Raw genomic sequence first — 17,766 nt, 5'->3', positions numbered from 1 at the left:
TGCTGGCAACATAGGACGAGGGTTGCGCTCGTTGCGGGACTTAACCCAACATCTCACGACACGAGCTGACGACAGCCATGCACCACCTGTATACCGACTAAAAGGGGCTCTATCTCTAGAGCTTTCCGGCATATGTCAAACCCAGGTAAGGTTCTTCGCGTTGCATCGAATTAATCCGCATGCTCCGCCGCTTGTGCGGGCCCCCGTCAATTCCTTTGAGTTTTAGCCTTGCGGCCGTACTCCCCAGGCGGGGCGCTTAATGCGTTAGCTGCGGCACGGAACCCATGGAATAGGCCCCACACCTAGCGCCCAACGTTTACGGTGTGGACTACCAGGGTATCTAATCCTGTTCGCTCCCCACACTTTCGCTCCTCAGCGTCAGGTAATGCCCAGAGAACCGCCTTCGCCACCGGTGTTCCTCCTGATATCTGCGCATTTCACCGCTACACCAGGAATTCCGTTCTCCCCTGCATACCTCTAGTCTGCCCGTATCGGAAGCAAGCCATGAGTTAAGCCCATGGTTTTCACTCCCGACGCGACAAACCGCCTACGAGCCCTTTACGCCCAATAATTCCGGACAACGCTCGCACCCTACGTATTACCGCGGCTGCTGGCACGTAGTTGGCCGGTGCTTCTTCTGTAGGTACCGTCACTTGCGCTTCGTCCCTACTGAAAGAGGTTTACAACCCGAAGGCCGTCATCCCTCACGCGGCGTTGCTGGATCAGGCTTCCGCCCATTGTCCAATATTCCCCACTGCTGCCTCCCGTAGGAGTCTGGGCCGTGTCTCAGTCCCAGTGTGGCCGGTCACCCTCTCAGGCCGGCTACCCGTCGAAGCCTTGGTAGGCCATTACCCCACCAACAAGCTGATAGGCCGCGAGCACATCCTCCACCGAAAAAACTTTCCACAACCAGTCCATGCAGACGGTCGTCATATCCGGTATTAATCCTAGTTTCCCAGGGCTATCCCGAAGTGAAGGGCAGATTACTCACGTGTTACTCACCCGTTCGCCGCTCGAGTACCACCGAAGTGGCCTTTCCGCTCGACTTGCATGTGTTAAGCACGCCGCCAGCGTTCGTCCTGAGCCAGGATCAAACTCTCCGTTGAAAAACAACACCACACCAACCCGAGGGCCGATGCGGAAAAAGAGATGCCTCCTGACAGAAACAAACAACTAGCTCAACTCTTTCGAGTTATTGCCAGAATCATTGTTCTACCAAAGAAATCCGAATCCTCACATCCGAAGACATAAGAAGACGGGGCATAACAAACTAATTCGTCGACTATGACACACTGTTGAGTTCTCAAGAATCAGACGCACACCGTCCTGGACCCTTGCGGGCCAGCGGCGGGGCAACCTGCAGAAACTTACCGGTTCCGATCCGCCCCGTCAAACCGGGGCTTCACCTCACTGGTGCCGGGCGCACGACAACCCACAACGTTTGGCCTCTCGGCCCGGTGTGGGAGTCGCTTGCGGCGACAGGAAGAACGTTAACAGCACCCCCGGACGGGTTCAAATCGGGGGTCCGTCCAGCCTGCGCTGAGCGTGGATCGGGCGTCAACAGCCCCGGCGAAGCGTCCGTCGGGTGTTCACCTCGGCGTCGCCGGCCGGTAGGCCGACACGCTGGGCTCCCCCGCGATCCAGAACCGCCAGGGACGGTCCGGGGCGCCGCGCAGCCCCACCCGGGGGCCGGTCCGCACGTCGGTCGCGGGCTCCGCAGGCGGGGTCAGGGTGATCGGACCAGCGGCCAGGTCGGCGCCGTCATCGTCGAGGCCGATCCCCAGTGCCTGGCACAACCGGGCGGGACCGCGCGCGAGGTCGCGCTCGTTGGAGGAGCCGCGGCGTTCCCGCGCGAGGTGGTGGCCGTCGACGACCTCCCCGGCGCGGATCAGCACGGCGCTGGGGGTGCCGATCGGGCCGGTCACGACGTTGCAGCACACGTGCATGCCGTAGGTGAAGTAGCAGTAGAGGTGGCCGGGCGGGCCGAACATGGTGGCGTTGCGCCGGGTCTGGCCCCGGTAGGCGTGCGAACCCGGGTCGTTCGGTCCGTCGTACGCCTCGACCTCGGTGAGGCGCACCGCGACGCCGCCGTGCCGGAGCACGGCACCGAGGAGCCGCGGTGCGACCTCGAGGACCGGACCGTCGAGCAGGTCCAGCAGGTCAGGCGAGGCGGTCACGGTGGCGGGCGACGGCGGCGGTCAGCTCGGCGAGCTGCTCACGAACGCGCTCGGGGGCGGTGCCGCCGCGACCGTTGCGCGAGGCCACGGAGCCCTCCGCGGTGAGCACCTCACGCACGCCTGGAGTCAGGTGCTGGTCGATCTCGGCGAACTGGTCGTCGGTCAGCTCGTGGAGCTCGATGCCGAGCTCCTCGCAGCGACGGACACAGGCGCCGGCGACCTCGTGGGCGACCCGGAACGGCACACCCTCGCGGACCAGCCACTCGGCGATGTCGGTGGCCAGCGAGAAGCCCTGCGGCGCGAGCTCGGCCATCCGGGCAGCGTTGAACGTCAGGGTCGCCGTCATCCCCGTGAACGCGGGGAGCAGGACCTCGAGGGTGTCCACGGAGTCGAAGACCGGCTCCTTGTCCTCCTGCAGGTCCCGGTTGTAGGCCAGCGGGAGCGCCTTGAGCGTGGCGAGCAGGCCCGACAGGTTGCCGATCAGGCGACCAGCCTTGCCCCGGGCCAGCTCGGCGATGTCGGGGTTCTTCTTCTGCGGCATGATGCTCGACCCCGTGGACCAGGAGTCGTGCAGCTGGACGAAGCCGAACTCGCGCGTCGACCAGAGGATGACCTCCTCGGCGAAGCGGCTGACGTCCACGCCGATCATGGCCGTGACGAAGGCGAACTCCGCCACGAAGTCGCGGGCGGCGGTGCCGTCGATCGAGTTCGCACTCGAGCCCGTGAACCCGAGCTCCGCGGCGACGGCCTCGGGATCCAGGCCCAGGCTCTGGCCGGCCAACGCACCCGACCCGTAGGGCGACTCGGCGGCCACCCGGGTGTCCCAGTCACGGAGCCGGTCGACGTCGCGGAGCAGCGGCCACGCATGGGCGAGCAGGTGGTGCGCCAGCAGCACCGGCTGGGCGTGCTGCAGGTGCGTGCGCCCCGGCATGATCACGTCGAGGTGGTCGCGCGCCTGCACGGCGAGTGCCTCGACCAGGTCGAGCACCTGGCCGGCGACCACCCGCGCGTGGTCACGCAGGAAGGCCTTGAACAACGTGGCGACCTGGTCGTTGCGGCTGCGTCCCGCCCGGAGCCGGCCGCCGACCTCGGCGCCGACCTCCTCGAGCAGCAGCCGCTCGAGGGCGCCGTGGACGTCCTCGTCGGAGACGTCCGGCACGAGCGTGCCGGCGGCGTACCTCTCCCCCAGCGCCGTCAGGCCCCGGTGCAGCTCGGCGACGTCCGCGTCGGTGAGCAGCCCCGCTGCGTGCAGCACGTTGGCGTGGGCGTGGGAGCCCGCCAGGTCGTAGGGCGTGAGACGCCAGTCGAAGTGGGTCGACCGCGACAGCGCGTCCAGCTCCGGTGAGGGGCCGCCCTCGAAGCGACCGCCCCACAGCTTGCCGGTGTTGGTGGATCCGGGCTGGCTCATGTCAGTCGGTCCCGAACTCCATGGCGGCGTGGTCCAGGGCCTCGGCGTCGTCGGCACCCGGGTTGTCGGTGATGCGGTCGAAGCCACCGGCGGGCAGCTCCCCGAACAGGGTGCCGTGCTCGACGAGGACCTGGCCCTGGTCGAGCGGCTGGGCGGCGTAGGCCTCGAGCTTGGAGCGCGAGTCGGCGATGTCGAGGTTGCGCATCGTGAGCTGGCCGATGCGGTCGGTGGGGCCGAACGCGGCGTTGTCGGTGCGCTCCATCGACAGCTTGTCGGGGTGGTAGGAGAACGCGGGGCCGTCGGTGCGCAGGATCGAGTAGTCCTCGCCCCGGCGCAGCCGGAGCGTGACCTCGCCGGTCACCAGCGACGCGATCCAGCGCTGGATGGCCTCGCGCATCATCAGCGCCTGCGGGTCGAGCCAGCGGCCCTCGTACATCAGGCGGCCGAGCTGGCGGCCCTGCGCGTGGTAGTTGGCGATCGTGTCCTCGTTGTGGACGGCGTTGAGGATCCGCTCGTAGCCGATCCAGAGCAGCGCCATGGCCGGCGCCTCGTAGATGCCGCGGGACTTGGCCTCGATGATGCGGTTCTCGATCTGGTCGGACATGCCGAGCCCGTGGCGGCCGCCGATGACGTTGGCCTCGTGGACCAGGGCCACCGGGTCGTCGTAGCGGACCCCGTTGATGGCGACCGGCCGGCCGGCCTCGTAGCGGATGGTGACGTCCTCGGTCGCGATGTCGACCGACGGGTCCCAGAACTTCACGCCCATGATCGGCTCGACGGTCTCCAGGGAGACGTCGAGGTGCTCGAGGGTCTTGGCCTCGTGGGTGGCGCCCCAGATGTTGGCGTCGGTGGAGTAGGCCTTCTCCTTGCTGTCGCGGTAGGGCAGGTTGCGCTCGGTGAGCCACTGGCTCATCTCGGTGCGACCGCCCAGCTCGGCGACGAACTCGGCGTCCAGCCAGGGCTTGTAGATGCGGAGCTCGGGGTTGGCGAGCAGGCCGTAGCGGTAGAACCGCTCGATGTCGTTGCCCTTGAACGTCGAGCCGTCGCCCCAGATGTCGACGCCGTCCTCGTGCATCGCGCGGACCAGCATCGTGCCGGTCACCGCGCGGCCCAGCGGCGTGGTGTTGAAGTAGGTGCGGCCGCCGGAGCGGATGTGGAAGGCGCCGCACGCGAGCGCGGCCAGGCCCTCCTCGACCAGCTGCGGCCGGCAGTCGACGGCACGCGCGATCTCGGCGCCGTACTGGAGGGCACGGTCGGGGACGCCGGAGATGTCGGGCTCGTCGTACTGCCCGATGTCGGCGGTGTAGGTGCAGGGCACCGCACCCTTGGCCCGCATCCAGGCGACGGCGACGGAGGTGTCGAGGCCGCCGGAGAAGGCGATGCCGACGCGCTCGCCGACCGGGAGGGAGGTCAGGACCTTGCTCACTGGAATGGGTTCCTTACGTCGTGGGGGAAGAAGTCAGGGGGTCGAGGGGGTGTGGGCGTCGGCCAGCGCCAGGAATCGTCGGGCGAGCGCCTCGCCGCCCACAGGGTCACGGCCGATCACCAGCACGGTGTCGTCGCCGGCGATGGTGCCGAGGAGGTCGGGGAGGTCGGCCTTGTCGAACGCCGAGGCGAGGTACTGCGCGGCACCCGGCGGCGTGCGCAGCACGACGAGGTTGGCGCTGGCCTCCGCGCTGACCAGCAGCTCGCCGCAGAGCTTGGCGAGCCGGTGGGACCCGGCGGCCGTCTCGCGGGGTGCCGTGGGGCGCCGGTCGCCGCCCTCGGCGGGGACGGCGTAGATCAGGCCGCCGGACTGGGCACGGATCTTGACCGCGTCGAGCTCGACGAGGTCGCGCGACAGGGTGGCCTGGGTGACGTGGACGCCCTGGTGGGCGAGCAGGTCGGCCAGCTCGGTCTGCGAGCGCACCTCGTGCTGGGTGACCAGCTCGATGATCTGCTGGTGGCGCGCGCTCTTGGTGGCCGGGCGGAGGGCTGCGTCGTTCATGCGAGGTCCTCCCGGGCGTGGCCGAGGAGCCAGGCGAGCACCGCCTTCTGGACGTGACGGCGGTTCTCCGCCTCGTCCCACACGACGCTCTGCGGGCCGTCGAGGACCTCGGCGGCGATCTCCTTGCCGCGGTAGGCCGGCAGGCAGTGCATGGCGATCGCGTCGGGTCGGGCCTCGGCGAAGAGGTCCTCCGTGAGCGAGTAGGGGCCGAAGACCTCGGCCCGCGCCGCTGCCTCGTCCTCCTTGCCCATGGAGATCCAGGTGTCGGTGACCACGACGTCGGCGCCCTTCACCGCGGCGTGCGGGTCGGGCTCGAGGAGCACGGAGCCACCGGTCGTGGCGGCGATCTCGGCCGCGCGGGCGGTCACCCCGGAGTCGGGCGCGTAGCCGTCGGGCGAGCTGACCCGGACGTGCATGCCGGCGGTGGCACCGGCCAGGAGCCAGGAGTTGCCCATGTTGGAGGCACCGTCGCCGAGGAAGACGACCGTGAGCCCGGCGAGCTCGACCTTGTGCTCGCGGACGGTGAGCAGGTCGGCCAGCAGCTGGCAGGGGTGGAAGTCGTCGGTGAGCGCGTTGACGACGGGGACACCCGCCTGGGCGGCCATCGTGTCGAGGCGCGCCTGCTGGAAGGTCCGCCACACGATCAGGCTGGCCTGGCGGCCGAGCACCCGGGCGACGTCCTCGACCGACTCGCGCACGCCGATCCCGGCCAGCGTGCCGTCGACGAGCATGGGGTGGCCCCCGAGCTCGGCGATACCGGCCGCGAACGAGGCCTGCGTGCGCAGGGTCTGCTTGTCGAAGATCATCGCGACGGTCCGGGGTCCGGCGAGCGGCTTGGCGTCGTACGGGTGCTGCTTCATCTCGAAGGCGAGGTCGAGCACCTCGGCCTGCTCGGCCGGGGTGAGGTCGTCGTCGCGGAGGAAGTGGCGCATCAGGACTGCTCCCCCATCGCCTCGTCCAGGATCGTGGGCCACGCGGCCAGGAACGCGGCCACGTCGTCGTCCGTCAGGACGAGCGGCGGCGCGAGCCGGATCCGCGACGGGGTCGGGTTGTTGATGATGAAGCCGTGCGCCAGCGCCGAGGCGAAGACGTCGGCCGACTTCTCGGCCACGAGGTCGAGGCCGATGAGCAGGCCCTCGCCGCGGACCTCGGTCACGCGCGGGTCAGCGGCGAGGCCGTCACGCAGCTTCTGGCCGAGCACGGTGACGTGCTCGAGCAGGGAGTCGTTCTCGATCGTCGACAGGACGGCCAGGGCGGCGGCGCACGCGACCGGGTTGCCGCCGAAGGTGGTGCCGTGGTTGCCGGGCTCGAACAGGTCGCCCGCCTCCCCCACACCGATCATGGCGCCGATCGGGTAGCCGCCGGCCAGGCCCTTGGCCAGGGTGACGATGTCGGGCGTCACGCCCTGGTGGGCGAACCAGCGGCCGGTGCGGCCGATGCCCGTCTGCACCTCGTCGAACCAGAGCAGGGCGCCGTGCTGCGTCGCGATCTCGCGCGCGGTGGCCAGGTAGCCGACGGGCGGGAGGACCACGCCGGCCTCGCCCTGGATCGGCTCGAGGAGGACGGCGGCCGTCTCGTCGGTGACGGCGGCGGCGAGCGCCTCGGCGTCGCCGTAGGGCACGAACGTGACGTCACCCGGCAGCGGCTCGAAGGGGGTCCGGTAGGCCTCCTTGGAGGTGAGCGCCAGCGCGCCCATGGTCCGGCCGTGGAAGCCGCCCTCGGCCGCGACGACATGGGTCCGGCCGGTGCGGCGCGTGAGCTTGAACGCGGCCTCGTTGGCCTCGGCGCCGGAGTTGGTGAAGAACACCTTGCCGTCGGCGTCGAGCAGACCGAGCAGCTTCTCGGCGAGCTCGACCTGGGGGCCGCTGGCGAAGAAGTTGGAGATGTGGCCCAGCGTCGAGAGCTGACCCGTGACCGCCTCGACGAGCGCGGGGTGGTTGTGGCCGAGCGCGTTGACGGCGATGCCGCCGAGGAGGTCGACGTACTCCTTGCCGTCGGCGTCCCAGACGTGGGCGCCCTGGCCACGGACCAGGGTGGCCTTCGGCGGGCCGAAGGTGTTCATCAGCGAGCCGGCGTAGCGGTCCTGCCAGTCGCTGCTGGTGGGGTGCGTCATGGCCGGGCCTTCCTGATCTTGGTGGTGACGCCGGGGAGGACCTGGGTGCCGACCCCTTCGTCGGTGAACAGCTCGAGCAGGACCGCGTGCTTCTCGCGGCCGTCGACGACCGTGGCGCGCGGGACGCCCTCCTGGACGGCCTGGAGGCAGGCGGCCATCTTGGGCACCATGCCCGAGGCCAGGGAGGGCATCAGCTCGGAGAGGGACTCGGGGCTGATCTCGTAGATCACGTCGTCGCTGTCGGGCCAGTCGCGATAGAGGCCCTCGACGTCGGTGAGGACCAGCAGCTTCTCGGCGCCGAGCGCGACAGCCAGGGCCGAGGCGGCGGTGTCGGCGTTGACGTTGTGCACCCGGCCGTGGACGTCGGGGGCGACGCTGGAGACGACGGGGATGCGGCCGGCCTCGATCAGGTCGAGCACCGCCTCGGGGCGGACCTCGGCGACCTCGCCCACGAGGCCGAGGTCGACCTCCTCGCCGTCGACGATGGTGTTGGTCTGGGTGGCGGTGAACAGGCCGGCGTCCTCGCCGGACAGGCCGACGGCGAGCGGGCCGTGCTGGTTGATCAGGCCGACCAGCTCGCGCTGGACCTTGCCGACCAGGACCATCCGGACCACGTCCATCGCCTCGGGGGTGGTGACGCGGAGGCCGCCCCGGAACTCCGACTCGATGCCGAGCTTGTCGAGCATCTGGGAGATCTGCGGACCACCGCCGTGGACCACGACGGGGCGGAAGCCGGCGAAGCGCAGGAACGCGATGTCCTCGGCGAAGGCCTTCTTCAGCACGTCGTCGGTCATGGCGTTGCCGCCGTACTTCACCACGACGATCTTGCCGTGGTAGCGCTTCAGCCAGGGCAGGGCTCCGGCCAGCACGGCCGCCTTGCCGTGGTCGGCGGCCGTCGGCTGGTGGGACGTGTCGTCGCTCATCTGCTCGCTCGTCTCGTCACTCATGAGGAGTACGCGCTGTTCTCGTGCACGTAGGCGTGGGTCAGGTCGTTGGTCCAGACCGTGGCCCGCTCGGACCCGGCCTTGAGGTCGATGGTCACGCTGACCTCGCGCTGCTTGAGGTCGACCGTGGCGGGGTCGGCGTGCGGCGTGGACTGCTTGCACACCCACACACCGTTCATGGCCACGTCGAGGTCGGCGGGGTCGAAGGCCGCGTCGGTCGTGCCGATGCTGGCCAGCACCCGGCCCCAGTTGGGGTCGTTGCCGAAGACGGCCGCCTTGAACAGGTTGCTGCGGGCCACGCTGCGGCCGACCTCGACCGCGTCGTCCTCGGTCGCGGCGTTGAGGACGGTGATCGCGATCTCGTGGTCGGCGCCCTCGGCGTCGCGCAGCAGCTGCATCGCCAGGTCCGTGCAGGCCTGGGTCAGGGCCTCGGCGAAGTCGGGCAGCGACGGGGTGATCCCGCTGGCACCGCTGGCCATCACGGTCACCGTGTCGTTGGTGGACATGCAGCCGTCGGAGTCCAGCCGGTCGAAGCTGACGCGGGTCGCGGCGCGCAGGGCCGCGTCCAGGTCGGCCGCCGGCACGACGGCGTCGGTGGTCAGCACCACGAGCATGGTGGCGAGCTGGGGGGCGAGCATGCCGGCCCCCTTGGCCATGCCCCCGACCGACCAGCCGGCGCCCTCGACGAGCACCTGCTTGCTGACCGAGTCGGTGGTCATGATCGCCTCGGCCGCCTCGGCACCGTGGTCGCCGAGGCCGGCGTACGCCTCGTCGACGCCGTCGAGGAGGTTCTGGCGCGGGTTGGCCAGGCCGATCAGCCCGGTGGAGCACACGACGACGTCGATCGCGCCGATCCCGAGGTTGCCCGCGACCTGCTCCGCGACGGCGTGGGTGGTCTGGAAACCCTCGGCGCCGGTGTAGCAGTTGGCACCACCTGAGTTGAGGACCACGGCCCGGACGACACCGTCCTTGACGACCTCCTGGCTCCACAGGATCGGGTTGGCCTTGCAGCGGTTGCTGGTGAAGACGCTGGCGGAGTCGTGGCGCGGACCGTCGTTGACGACCAGCGCGAGGTCCTTGCCGCCGCTGGCCTTGAGGCCGGCGCTGACGCCGGCCGCGCGGAATCCCTGGGGGGTGGTGATGCTCATCGCTTGTCCTTCTTGGACTGCCCGGACTGCTTCGACTGCCGGGACTGCCTGGTGGGGGTGACGGGGGTGGCGACCTCGACGGTCTCCCCTCGTCGTCGCCAGGCCTCGGCCGCAGCGTCGGCCTGCTCGAGCGGCACCAGGATCCAGTTGGTGGAGAACGTCGAGATCGTGAAGACGCTGATCCCCTCCTCCGCCAGCGGGGCGAGGAGCTGCACGAGGACGCCCGCCTGCTGGTTGTCCTCGGCGCCCTCGACCGCGAAGCCGGTCAGGCCCTTGCGGGCCACCACCTTGGTGGGGACGTCCCGTCCCGCGCAGACCAGCGAGGTCTCCAGGGCGGTCGCCGTGATGGAGAAGAGCGAGGCCGACTCGGCCCAGGCCGGGATCTCGGCGCCGGGCGGGAGCTTGACGACCGCGAGCTTCTCAGGGAACTGCTGGAGGGTGTAGGTCACGGTGCGACTCCGACCGAGGTGAGGCCCAGGCCCTCATCGAGGCCCAGGGCGAGGTTCATGCACTGGATGGCGGCACCGGCGGTGCCCTTGGCGAGGTTGTCGACGGCGCCGACGGCGACCAGCCGCCCGGCGGCCTCGTCGACGGTCACCTGCACGTGGACCGCGTTGGAGCCGGTGACCGACTTGGTCTGGGGCCACTGGCCCTGCGGGAGCACGTGGACGAACTGCTCGTCGGCGTAGAACTTCGCGTAGGCGTCGTACGCCTCCTGCGCGGTGAGCGGCGCCTTCAGCGGCGCCGAGCAGGTGGCGAGGATGCCGCGGGGCATCGGGACCAGCAGCGGGGTGAAGCTCACCGCGACCGTCCCGCCCTCCTCGCCGAGCAGGCCGGAGAGGTTCTGGGTGATCTCGGGGGTGTGGCGGTGGGTGCCGCCGACGCCGTAGGCGCTGGCGTTGCCCATGATCTCCGAGCCCAGGAGGTGCGGCTTGGCGGCCTTGCCCGCACCACTCGTGCCGGAGGCGGCGACCACAACCACCTCGGGCTCGACGAGCCCGTTGGCGATGGCCGGGGCCAGGGTGAGCGTGGAGACGGTGGGGTAGCAACCGGGCACGGCGATCCGGGTCGCGCCGGCGAGCTGGGCGCGCTGGCCCGGCAGCTCGGGCAGGCCGTAAGGCCAGGTGCCGGCGTGCTCGCCGCCGTAGAACTTCTCCCAGGCCGAAGGGTCCTGGAGCCGGAAGTCCGCACCGCAGTCGATGACGACCACCGAGGGGTCCTCCGCCTGCAGCTTGCGGGCGATCTCGCCGCTCTGCCCGTGGGGCAGGGCCAGGAAGACGACGTCGTGGCCGGAGAGCGTCTCGAGGTCTGTCGGGTCGAGGACCCGGTCGGCGAGCGGCACGAGGTGCGGCTGGAGCGTGCCGAGCAGCTCCCCCGCGTTGGACGCGCCCGTGAGCGCGCCGATCTCGACCTCCGGGTGGGCGAGCAGGTGACGGAGCACCTCACCCCCGGCGTACCCACTGGCTCCGGCCACCGCGACCCGTTTCCTCGTCATGTGCATGACTATACAAGTCAGCGCATGGTCATGTGCAAGGGGGTGGGTGGGCCCGAGATGGCCCGGCCGAGGGAGTGCGCACCGTCGGCGAGCGGGACTAGGTTGCCCAGCATGGCGAACATCGAGTTCCGTGACTACCTCCGTGCCATCCGGGATGAGTCACACCGCTTCCGTGAGGTGCTCACCGACTGCGACCCCGGGGCGCGGGTCCCGGGGTGTCCGGCCTGGGACGCCGACGACCTGCTCTGGCACCTCGCCGAGACGCAGTGGTTCTGGGCGCGGACGGTCCGCGAGCGCCCCGACTCCCCCGACGACGCCGACGACGGACCCGAGCGTCCGGAGGGCCACGACGCGCTGCTCGAGGCGTTCGACGACTACTCGGCGCAGCTCGTCACCGAGCTGGGGAAGGCCGACCCCGCGGACACGGCCTGGACCTGGTCGGCGGAGCAGACCGTCGGCTTCATCCATCGTCGCCAGGCGCACGAGGCGCTGGTGCACCGCCTCGACGCCGAGCAGGCCGCGGGCGCGGTGACCCCGCTCGACCCGAGGCTCGCGGCCGACGGGGTGGAGGAGTGCCTCGACGTGATGTTCGGCGCCGCACCGTCGTGGGGCACCTGGCACCCGCTGCAGCACTTCCTGCGGGTCGACTGCACCGACACCGGAGACAGCGTCTGGGTGCAGGTCGGACGCTTCACCGGCACCAACCCCGCCGACGGCACCGACGTCGACGAGGACGACATCCGCGTCGTGGACGCCCCGCGTGCCGAGCCCGACGCGGTGATCGAAGGCCCGGCCGGGGCGCTCGACGCGTGGCTGTGGCGGCGCAGCGACGACGCGGAGATCAAGGTGCACGGCGACCGCGGGATCTACGGCCACTTCCGCAAGGCCGTGAACCACCCCATCGACTGAACGTGCCTCCGGGCTGAGCCCCTACGCCCGCTGCACCGCCCCGGTGCGCTCGGCGGCGAGCGCGACCGCGGCGTCGCGGGCGGCGCTGGTCTCGTGCTCGGTCAGGGTGCGGTCCGGCGCCCGGAAGCGCAGGTTGAACGCCAGCGACTTGTGGCCGGCGCCGACCTGGTCACCGGTGTAGACGTCGAAGAGGCGGATCGACTCCAGCAGGTCGCCCGCGCCCTCGCGGAGCGCGTCCTCGACCGCGGATGCCGTCACGGAGTCCGCCACCACGAGGGCGACGTCCTCCTTGGCGACCGGGAAGGTCGAGAAGCGCGGAGCCGGCTGGATGTCGCGGGCGTGCTTCATCAGCAGGTCGAGGTCGATCTCGACCGCCGAGGTCCGCGGGGGGAGGCCGAAGGCCTGGCAGACGCGCGGGTGCAGCTCGCCGGCGTGGCCGATGACCTGCTCCCCCACCGACACCTCGGCACAGCGACCGGGGTGCCAGGGCGTGCGCGCGACGGCGGCCACCGTGGTCTCGACCCCGAGCTCGGCAGCGAGGCGGCGCACGATGCCGATCGCGTCGGACCAGCCGGCCTCCCGACCAGCGCCCCACCAGCCGGAGCGCTCGCGCTCACCGGCCAGGACCACCGCGAGGTGCAACGGCTGGTCGGGAATCGCCTGGAAGAGCTTCTCCAGCTCGTCGGGGCTCGGGCGCCACTCGACGCCGTAGATCGGGGCCGGGCCGCGGTCGGCCGGGAAGGCGACCGTGCCGGTCTCGAACAGGGCGACGCCCGGGGCGCCCCGGCCGAGGTTGCGCGCGGCCGCCTTGAAGAGGCCGGGCAGCAGCGTGGTGGTGTACGCCGGCTCCTCGCTCGACATCGGGTTGGCCAACCGGACCGTGTGGCGCCGACTGTCGTCCTCGGCCAGGCCGAGCGCGTCGAAGGTCGCCTCGCCGACGAACGGGAAGCTCAGCACCTCGACGCAGCCCGCGCCGGCCAGGGTGCGGCCGATCCGGCGGCGGAGCCGCTGCTCCCGGGTCAGGCCACGACCCGAGCCGGCGTTGGGCAGGACCGAGGGCACGTTGGCGTAGCCCTCGATGCGCGCGACCTCCTCGACCAGGTCGAAGGGGTCGTTCAGGTCGGGGCGCCACGTCGGGACGAGGGCATCGACACCGGAGTCGTCACGGGTGACCTCGCAGCCGACCGCCTCGAGGTTGGTCACGGTCGTCTCGGCGTCGATGGCCATGCCGGTGATGCGCGCGGGGAGGTCGTAGGCGATCCGGATCGAGGTGCGGTCGGGCACGGTGCCGACCACGGTCACGCCCGGCTCGGCGGTGCCGCCGCCGTGGGCCACGAGCAGCTCGACGACCCGGTCGGCGGCGGCCTCGGTGATGGCGGGGTCGACGCCGCGCTCGTTGCGCTTGCCGGCCTCCGAGGAGATCTTGTGCCGCTTGCCGGTGCGGAACATCGAGGTCGCGTCCCAGTGGGCCGCCTCGACCAGCACTCGGGTCGTGGTCTCGGACATCTCGGTGGTCTGGCCGCCCATCACGCCGCCGAGGCCGATGATGCCGGAGTCGTCGGTGACGACGAGGTCCTGCTCGGACAGCACGCGCGCGGTCCCGTCGAGGGTCGTGAGGCGCTCACCGGCCGTGGCGCGGCGGACCCGGATCGGGCCGGCCAGCTTGTCGGCGTCGTAGCCGTGGATCGGCCGGCCGAGCTCGAGCATGACGTAGTTGGTCACGTCGACGGCCAACGAGATGGGACGCATGCCGGCCTGGGTGAGCCGGCGGGCCATCCAGTCGGGAGTGACGGCGGTGGGGTCGAACCCGCTCACCTGGCGCGCCACGAAGACCGGGCAGCCGGCGGGGTCGTCGATGACGACCGGGTGGCCCTCACCGTTGGCCGCCGGAACCGGCCGGTCCGCAGGGTCGGTGAACGGAGCGCCGTAGGCCAGGGCGGCCTCGCGGGCCACGCCGCGCAGTGACAGCGCGTAGGCGCGGTCGGGGTTGATCTCGAACTCGATGACCTCGTCGCGCAGCCCCAGGACCGCGAAGGCGTCGTCGCCGGGCTCGCCGGCACCCGCGGGCAGCACGATGATGCCGCCCTGGCCGTCGTCGCCCAGGCCGAGCTCGGACGTGGAGCAGATCATGCCGGCCGAGAGGTGGCCGTAGGTCTTGCGCTCGGAGATCGCGAAGTCACCGGGCAGCACGGCACCGGGCAGCACCACGACCACCAGGTCCCCGGGCTCGAAGTTGTGCGCCCCGCAGACGATGCCCTGCGGCTCGCCGGTGCCGTTGGCGTCGCCGACGTCGACGGTGCACCAGTTGATCGTCTTGCCGTTCTTCTGCGGCTCGGGGTCCTTGGTGAGCACCCGACCGACCACCAGCGGGCCGGTGATCTCGTCGCCGGGCTTCTCGATCGCCTCGAGCTTGAGCCCGAGGGCCGTCAGCTCGGCGGCGAGCGCCTCGGTGGACACCTCGGCGGGGAGGTCGACGTACTCCTTGATCCAGGAGACAGGGGCCTTCATGAGATCTCAGACTTCCGTTCCGAAAGCAGTGGTGAAGCGGACGTCGCCCTCGAAGAACCCGCGGAGGTCCTCGATGCCGTGGCGGAACATCAGCGTCCTGTCGATGCCCATGCCGAACGCGAAGCCGGTGTAGCGCTCGCTGTCGACACCGCAGGCGGCCAGGACGCGCGGGTTGACGATGCCGCAGCCGCCCCACTCGATCCAGCCCTCGCCGCGGCAGGTGCGGCAGGACTCCACGACGCCCTCGGCGCCGCGGCACACGAAGCAGACCAGGTCGACCTCGGCGCTGGGCTCGGTGAAGGGGAAGTACGACGGGCGGAACCGCGTGCTGATCCCCTCGCCGAACATCGACGCGGCGAAGTGGTCGAGGGTGCCCTTGAGGTTGGCCATGGTGATGCCCTCGTCGATGGCGAGGCCCTCGACCTGGTGGAACATCGGGCTGTGCGTGGCGTCGTACTCGTCGGTGCGGAAGACGCGACCGGGGCACACGACGTAGATGGGGGGCTCGCGGGTCAGCATGGTGCGGGCCTGGACGGGCGAGGTGTGCGTGCGGAGCACGATCCCGTTGTCCTGGGGGTCGGTCCAGAAGGTGTCCTGCATGGTGCGCGCCGGGTGGTCCGGGCCGAGGTTGAGGGCGTCGAAGTTGAGCCACTCGGCCTCGATGACCGGCCCCTCCGCGACCTCCCAGCCCATGGCGAGGAAGACGTCGGCGATCCGCTCGGCGCCGGTGGTGAGCGGGTGGCGAGCGCCGCGGGCGACCCGCTCGGTCGGCAGGGTGACGTCGACGGTCTCCTCGACCAGCATCCGCTCCTCGTGCTCGACCTCGAGGACGGCCTGTCGCTCGGCGAGGGCCTTGTTGACCGCGCCGCGGGCCTGGCCGATGCGCTGGCCGGCCTCCTTGCGGGCCTGCGGGGGCAGCGCGCCGATCTCACGGTTGGCCAGGGCGAGCGCCGACCGGTCCCCCGCGTGCTCGATGCGGACCTGCTTGAGCTCCTCGAGGTCGGCGGCCGCGGCGATGGCGGCCAGGGCGGCGTCGCGCGCGCTCTCGACTTCCTCGGGCTTCAAGGGGGTGACCTCCACGGGGTCGTAATCGGTGTTCGGTCCCGACATGACTGCCTCTCCAGCTGTGCGCGCCGGTCCCGGCGTGCGCCGCAAGTCTAGGAAGTACGTCGATCGTCGCGCGAACCGGTTGGCCGCCGGTCCCACCCCTCAGTCGTGCCGGCGGTCCTCGCACGGCCAACCCAGCACGACCCGGGCTCCCCCACCGGGGGCGTCGTCGATGGTGACGGTGCCGCCGTGGGCGCGCACCAGGCCGTGGACGATGTACATCCCCAGGCCCGAGCCGCCGCGCTCGCCACCGCGCCAGAACTTCGTGAACACCCGGCGGCGCAGCTCGACCGGGATGCCGCGACCCTGGTCGTCCACCGTGACCTGCACACCGTCCCCGAAGTCGGGAGTCCCGTGGACGGGCTCGAGCCGCACGGTCACCGTGCCGTCGCCGTGCCGCAGGCCGTTCTCGACCAGGTTGGTGATCACCTGGGTGAACTTGTCGGGGTCGACCCGGATGTCGTCGAGGTCGTCGGCCGTGACCAGCTCGATGGTCCGGCTGGTGGTCGCCCGGGCCGAGTCCACGACGCGACCCACCAGCACCCGGGCGTCACTGGGCCGCGGGTAGAGCTGGAGCCGGCCGGTGTCGATGCGCGCGACGTCGAGCAGCTCGGCGATGAGGCGGCTGAGCCGGTCGGAGTCGACGCTCACCGTGGTGAGCATCAGCTTCTTCTGGTCGTCGCTGAGGCGGTCCCAGCGGTTGAGCAGCGCCTGGACGAAGCCCTTCACGCCGGTCAGCGGCGAGCGCAGCTCGTGGGCCACGGTCGCGACCAGGTCGGAGCGCTCCCGGTCGAGGCGCGCGCGACCACGGCCCGAGCGGATGCTGACCACGACGCTGCTGACGGGGTGGTGCAGGGCGGGGCGGTGGATCCGGGCCACGACGAGGACCTCGGTGCCGTCCGGGACCAGCCACGACTGCTCCGGGACCGCGGTCCGGGTCGGCAGGCCCTCGTAGGGGCGGTTGGTGGAGAACCAGTGGTTGCCCTCCTGGTCCTGCAGGGCGAGCACGTCCTCGAGCGGCTTGCCGACGCACTCCTCGGCCTCGATGGACAGCATCTGGGCCGCGACGCTGGACACGAGGGTCACGCGGCCGTCGGCGTCGGCCGCGACGACCCCGTCGGCGAGGGAGTCCGCCAGGGACTGGGCGTCGGTCACGGGAGCCACCCTAGTGACTCCGTCAGCGACGAGCCCGCGATCAGGCGCGCTGGGCCCGGGCGGAGGCGTAGAGGCACAGGGCGGCGGCCGTGGAGAGGTTGAGGCTCTCCGCGCGGCCGTGGATGGGGATGCGGACCCGGTGGTCGGCCAGCGCAGCGAGCTCGGCAGGGAGGCCCCACGCCTCGTTGCCGAAGAGCCACGCGGTGGGCCGGGCGAGCAGGTCGCCGGCGTGGTCGAGGTCGACCTCGCCCGCACCGTCGGCGGCGAGCACGACGAGCCCGGCCGCCTGCGCAGTGCGTACGGCGCTCGCCGGGTCGGGATCGACGCCCACCGGCAGGTGGAACAGGGAGCCGACGCTGGCACGCACCGTCTTGGGGTTGTAGGCGTCGACCGAGTGCCCCGCGAAGACCACGCCGTCGGCGCCCGCCGCGTCGGCGCAGCGGATGACGGTGCCGGCGTTGCCGGGGTCACGGATGTCGGCGCAGATCGCGACGAGGCGCGGGTCGCCGTCGAGGACGTGCTCGAGCGGACGATCGAGGAACCGGCACAGGGCGACCACGCCGGCGGGGTTGACGCTGTCGCTCAGCGAGGCCAGGGCCCGGTCGTCGACGAGGGTCCAGCGCTCGGCCGCGGCCGCGAGGTCGGCGTACTGCTCGGTGGCGGCGGGGGTCGCGAAGACCTGGACCACACAGCCCGGCACTCCGAGCGCGCCTTCGACGGCCTTCGGGCCGTCGGCAAGGAAGAGCCGCCGCTCGGAGCGTTCCGAGCGGCGGCTGAGCTTGCGTGCTTCCTTGACCTGGGTGTTGCCCACGGTC

15 protein-coding genes and 1 other annotated feature are annotated in these 17,766 nt (G+C 71.0%); of the genes, 1 reads left to right on the top strand and 14 read right to left on the bottom strand.

Translation table 11 applies throughout. The features are described from left to right. Positions 1-246 precede the first annotated feature (246 nt). Positions 247-1,098 (bottom strand) — a sequence feature (16S ribosomal RNA rRNA prediction is too short). 491 nt (positions 1,099-1,589) lie between these two features. Genes EJF31_RS04490 through argC form a run of 10 tightly spaced genes read right to left on the bottom strand, consistent with a single transcriptional unit; the run spans position 1,590 to position 11,278 of the window. Then, positions 1,590-2,177 (bottom strand): DNA-3-methyladenine glycosylase, encoded by a 588-nt coding sequence (locus EJF31_RS04490; RefSeq protein ID WP_125035857.1) that lies wholly within the window; start codon positions 2,175-2,177, stop codon positions 1,590-1,592. Beyond that, positions 2,161-3,585, bottom strand: a complete 1,425-nt coding sequence (gene argH / locus EJF31_RS04485; protein WP_125035856.1) for an argininosuccinate lyase — start codon at positions 3,583-3,585, stop codon at positions 2,161-2,163. The genes EJF31_RS04490 and argH overlap by 17 nt, the downstream gene beginning before the upstream one ends. Before the next feature lies 1 nt (position 3,586). Then, positions 3,587-5,011: an argininosuccinate synthase gene (argG, locus tag EJF31_RS04480; RefSeq protein WP_125035855.1), complete on the bottom strand. Its 1,425-nt coding sequence runs from the start codon at positions 5,009-5,011 to the stop codon at positions 3,587-3,589. A 33-nt stretch (positions 5,012-5,044) separates the two neighbouring features. Beyond that, a complete protein-coding gene (locus tag EJF31_RS04475; RefSeq protein WP_125035854.1) occupies positions 5,045-5,572 on the bottom strand; it encodes an arginine repressor in 528 nt (175 codons plus the stop codon). Next, positions 5,569-6,504 (bottom strand): ornithine carbamoyltransferase, encoded by a 936-nt coding sequence (gene argF, locus EJF31_RS04470; protein WP_373994683.1) that lies wholly within the window; start codon positions 6,502-6,504, stop codon positions 5,569-5,571. Before argF ends, EJF31_RS04475 begins: the two co-directional genes overlap by 4 nt. Beyond that, a complete protein-coding gene (locus tag EJF31_RS04465; RefSeq protein ID WP_125035853.1) occupies positions 6,504-7,685 on the bottom strand; it encodes an acetylornithine transaminase in 1,182 nt (393 codons plus the stop codon). Before EJF31_RS04465 ends, argF begins: the two co-directional genes overlap by 1 nt. Continuing rightward, on the bottom strand, positions 7,682-8,608 hold the full coding sequence (gene argB / locus EJF31_RS04460) for an acetylglutamate kinase (RefSeq protein ID WP_182537963.1): 927 nt from the start codon (positions 8,606-8,608) through the stop codon (positions 7,682-7,684). Before argB ends, EJF31_RS04465 begins: the two co-directional genes overlap by 4 nt. Before the next feature lie 20 nt (positions 8,609-8,628). Then, positions 8,629-9,777, bottom strand: a complete 1,149-nt coding sequence (gene argJ / locus EJF31_RS04455; RefSeq protein ID WP_125035851.1) for a bifunctional glutamate N-acetyltransferase/amino-acid acetyltransferase ArgJ — start codon at positions 9,775-9,777, stop codon at positions 8,629-8,631. Next, positions 9,774-10,226, bottom strand: coding sequence for an ACT domain-containing protein (locus tag EJF31_RS04450; RefSeq protein WP_125035850.1), 453 nt, complete (start codon positions 10,224-10,226; stop codon positions 9,774-9,776). The genes argJ and EJF31_RS04450 overlap by 4 nt, the downstream gene beginning before the upstream one ends. Further along, positions 10,223-11,278 carry an N-acetyl-gamma-glutamyl-phosphate reductase gene (gene argC / locus EJF31_RS04445; protein WP_125035849.1) on the bottom strand — a complete coding sequence of 352 codons (1,056 nt, stop codon included), beginning with the start codon at positions 11,276-11,278 and terminating at the stop codon, positions 10,223-10,225. The genes EJF31_RS04450 and argC overlap by 4 nt, the downstream gene beginning before the upstream one ends. A gap of 105 nt (positions 11,279-11,383) precedes the next feature. Between argC and EJF31_RS04440 the strand changes: the two genes are divergently transcribed. Beyond that, positions 11,384-12,181, top strand: a complete 798-nt coding sequence (locus EJF31_RS04440) for a maleylpyruvate isomerase family mycothiol-dependent enzyme (RefSeq protein ID WP_125035848.1) — start codon at positions 11,384-11,386, stop codon at positions 12,179-12,181. A 21-nt stretch (positions 12,182-12,202) separates the two neighbouring features. Here EJF31_RS04440 and pheT read toward each other — a convergent pair whose 3' ends face one another. The 4 genes from pheT to EJF31_RS04420 all read right to left on the bottom strand — a co-directional run bounded on the left by pheT (position 12,203) and on the right by EJF31_RS04420 (position 17,762). Further along, positions 12,203-14,689 carry a phenylalanine--tRNA ligase subunit beta gene (gene pheT / locus EJF31_RS04435; RefSeq protein WP_125035847.1) on the bottom strand — a complete coding sequence of 829 codons (2,487 nt, stop codon included), beginning with the start codon at positions 14,687-14,689 and terminating at the stop codon, positions 12,203-12,205. Positions 14,690-14,695: 6 nt separating this feature from the next. Beyond that, complete coding sequence (pheS, locus tag EJF31_RS04430) at positions 14,696-15,799, bottom strand: phenylalanine--tRNA ligase subunit alpha (protein WP_125035846.1); 1,104 nt, start codon at positions 15,797-15,799, stop codon at positions 14,696-14,698. Positions 15,800-15,898: 99 nt separating this feature from the next. Continuing rightward, entirely contained in the window at positions 15,899-16,951 is a 1,053-nt protein-coding gene (locus tag EJF31_RS04425) for an ATP-binding protein (RefSeq protein WP_125035845.1), read from the bottom strand. Positions 16,952-16,991: 40 nt separating this feature from the next. Further along, complete coding sequence (locus tag EJF31_RS04420) at positions 16,992-17,762, bottom strand: RNA methyltransferase (RefSeq protein ID WP_260430605.1); 771 nt, start codon at positions 17,760-17,762, stop codon at positions 16,992-16,994. Between the last annotated feature and the right edge of the window lie 4 nt (positions 17,763-17,766).

The sequence above is a fragment of the Nocardioides sp. LS1 genome, assembly GCF_003865225.1.
GTDB classification, from domain to species: domain Bacteria; phylum Actinomycetota; class Actinomycetes; order Propionibacteriales; family Nocardioidaceae; genus Nocardioides; species Nocardioides ginsengisegetis.
This window is presented reverse-complemented; position numbering and strand designations above follow the sequence as displayed.

Coding starts and splice junctions, on each gene's coding strand:
- argC (WP_125035849.1), bottom strand. CDS start 11,278: ATGCACATGACGAGGAAACGGGTCGCGGTGGCCGGAGCCAGTGGGTAC.
- EJF31_RS04475 (WP_125035854.1), bottom strand. CDS start 5,572: ATGAACGACGCAGCCCTCCGCCCGGCCACCAAGAGCGCGCGCCACCAG.
- EJF31_RS04440 (WP_125035848.1), top strand. CDS start 11,384: ATGGCGAACATCGAGTTCCGTGACTACCTCCGTGCCATCCGGGATGAG.
- argJ (WP_125035851.1), bottom strand. CDS start 9,777: ATGAGCATCACCACCCCCCAGGGATTCCGCGCGGCCGGCGTCAGCGCC.
- EJF31_RS04465 (WP_125035853.1), bottom strand. CDS start 7,685: ATGACGCACCCCACCAGCAGCGACTGGCAGGACCGCTACGCCGGCTCG.
- argB (WP_182537963.1), bottom strand. CDS start 8,608: ATGAGCGACGACACGTCCCACCAGCCGACGGCCGCCGACCACGGCAAG.
- argF (WP_373994683.1), bottom strand. CDS start 6,504: ATGCGCCACTTCCTCCGCGACGACGACCTCACCCCGGCCGAGCAGGCC.
- pheS (WP_125035846.1), bottom strand. CDS start 15,799: ATGTCGGGACCGAACACCGATTACGACCCCGTGGAGGTCACCCCCTTG.
- pheT (WP_125035847.1), bottom strand. CDS start 14,689: ATGAAGGCCCCTGTCTCCTGGATCAAGGAGTACGTCGACCTCCCCGCC.
- argH (WP_125035856.1), bottom strand. CDS start 3,585: ATGAGCCAGCCCGGATCCACCAACACCGGCAAGCTGTGGGGCGGTCGC.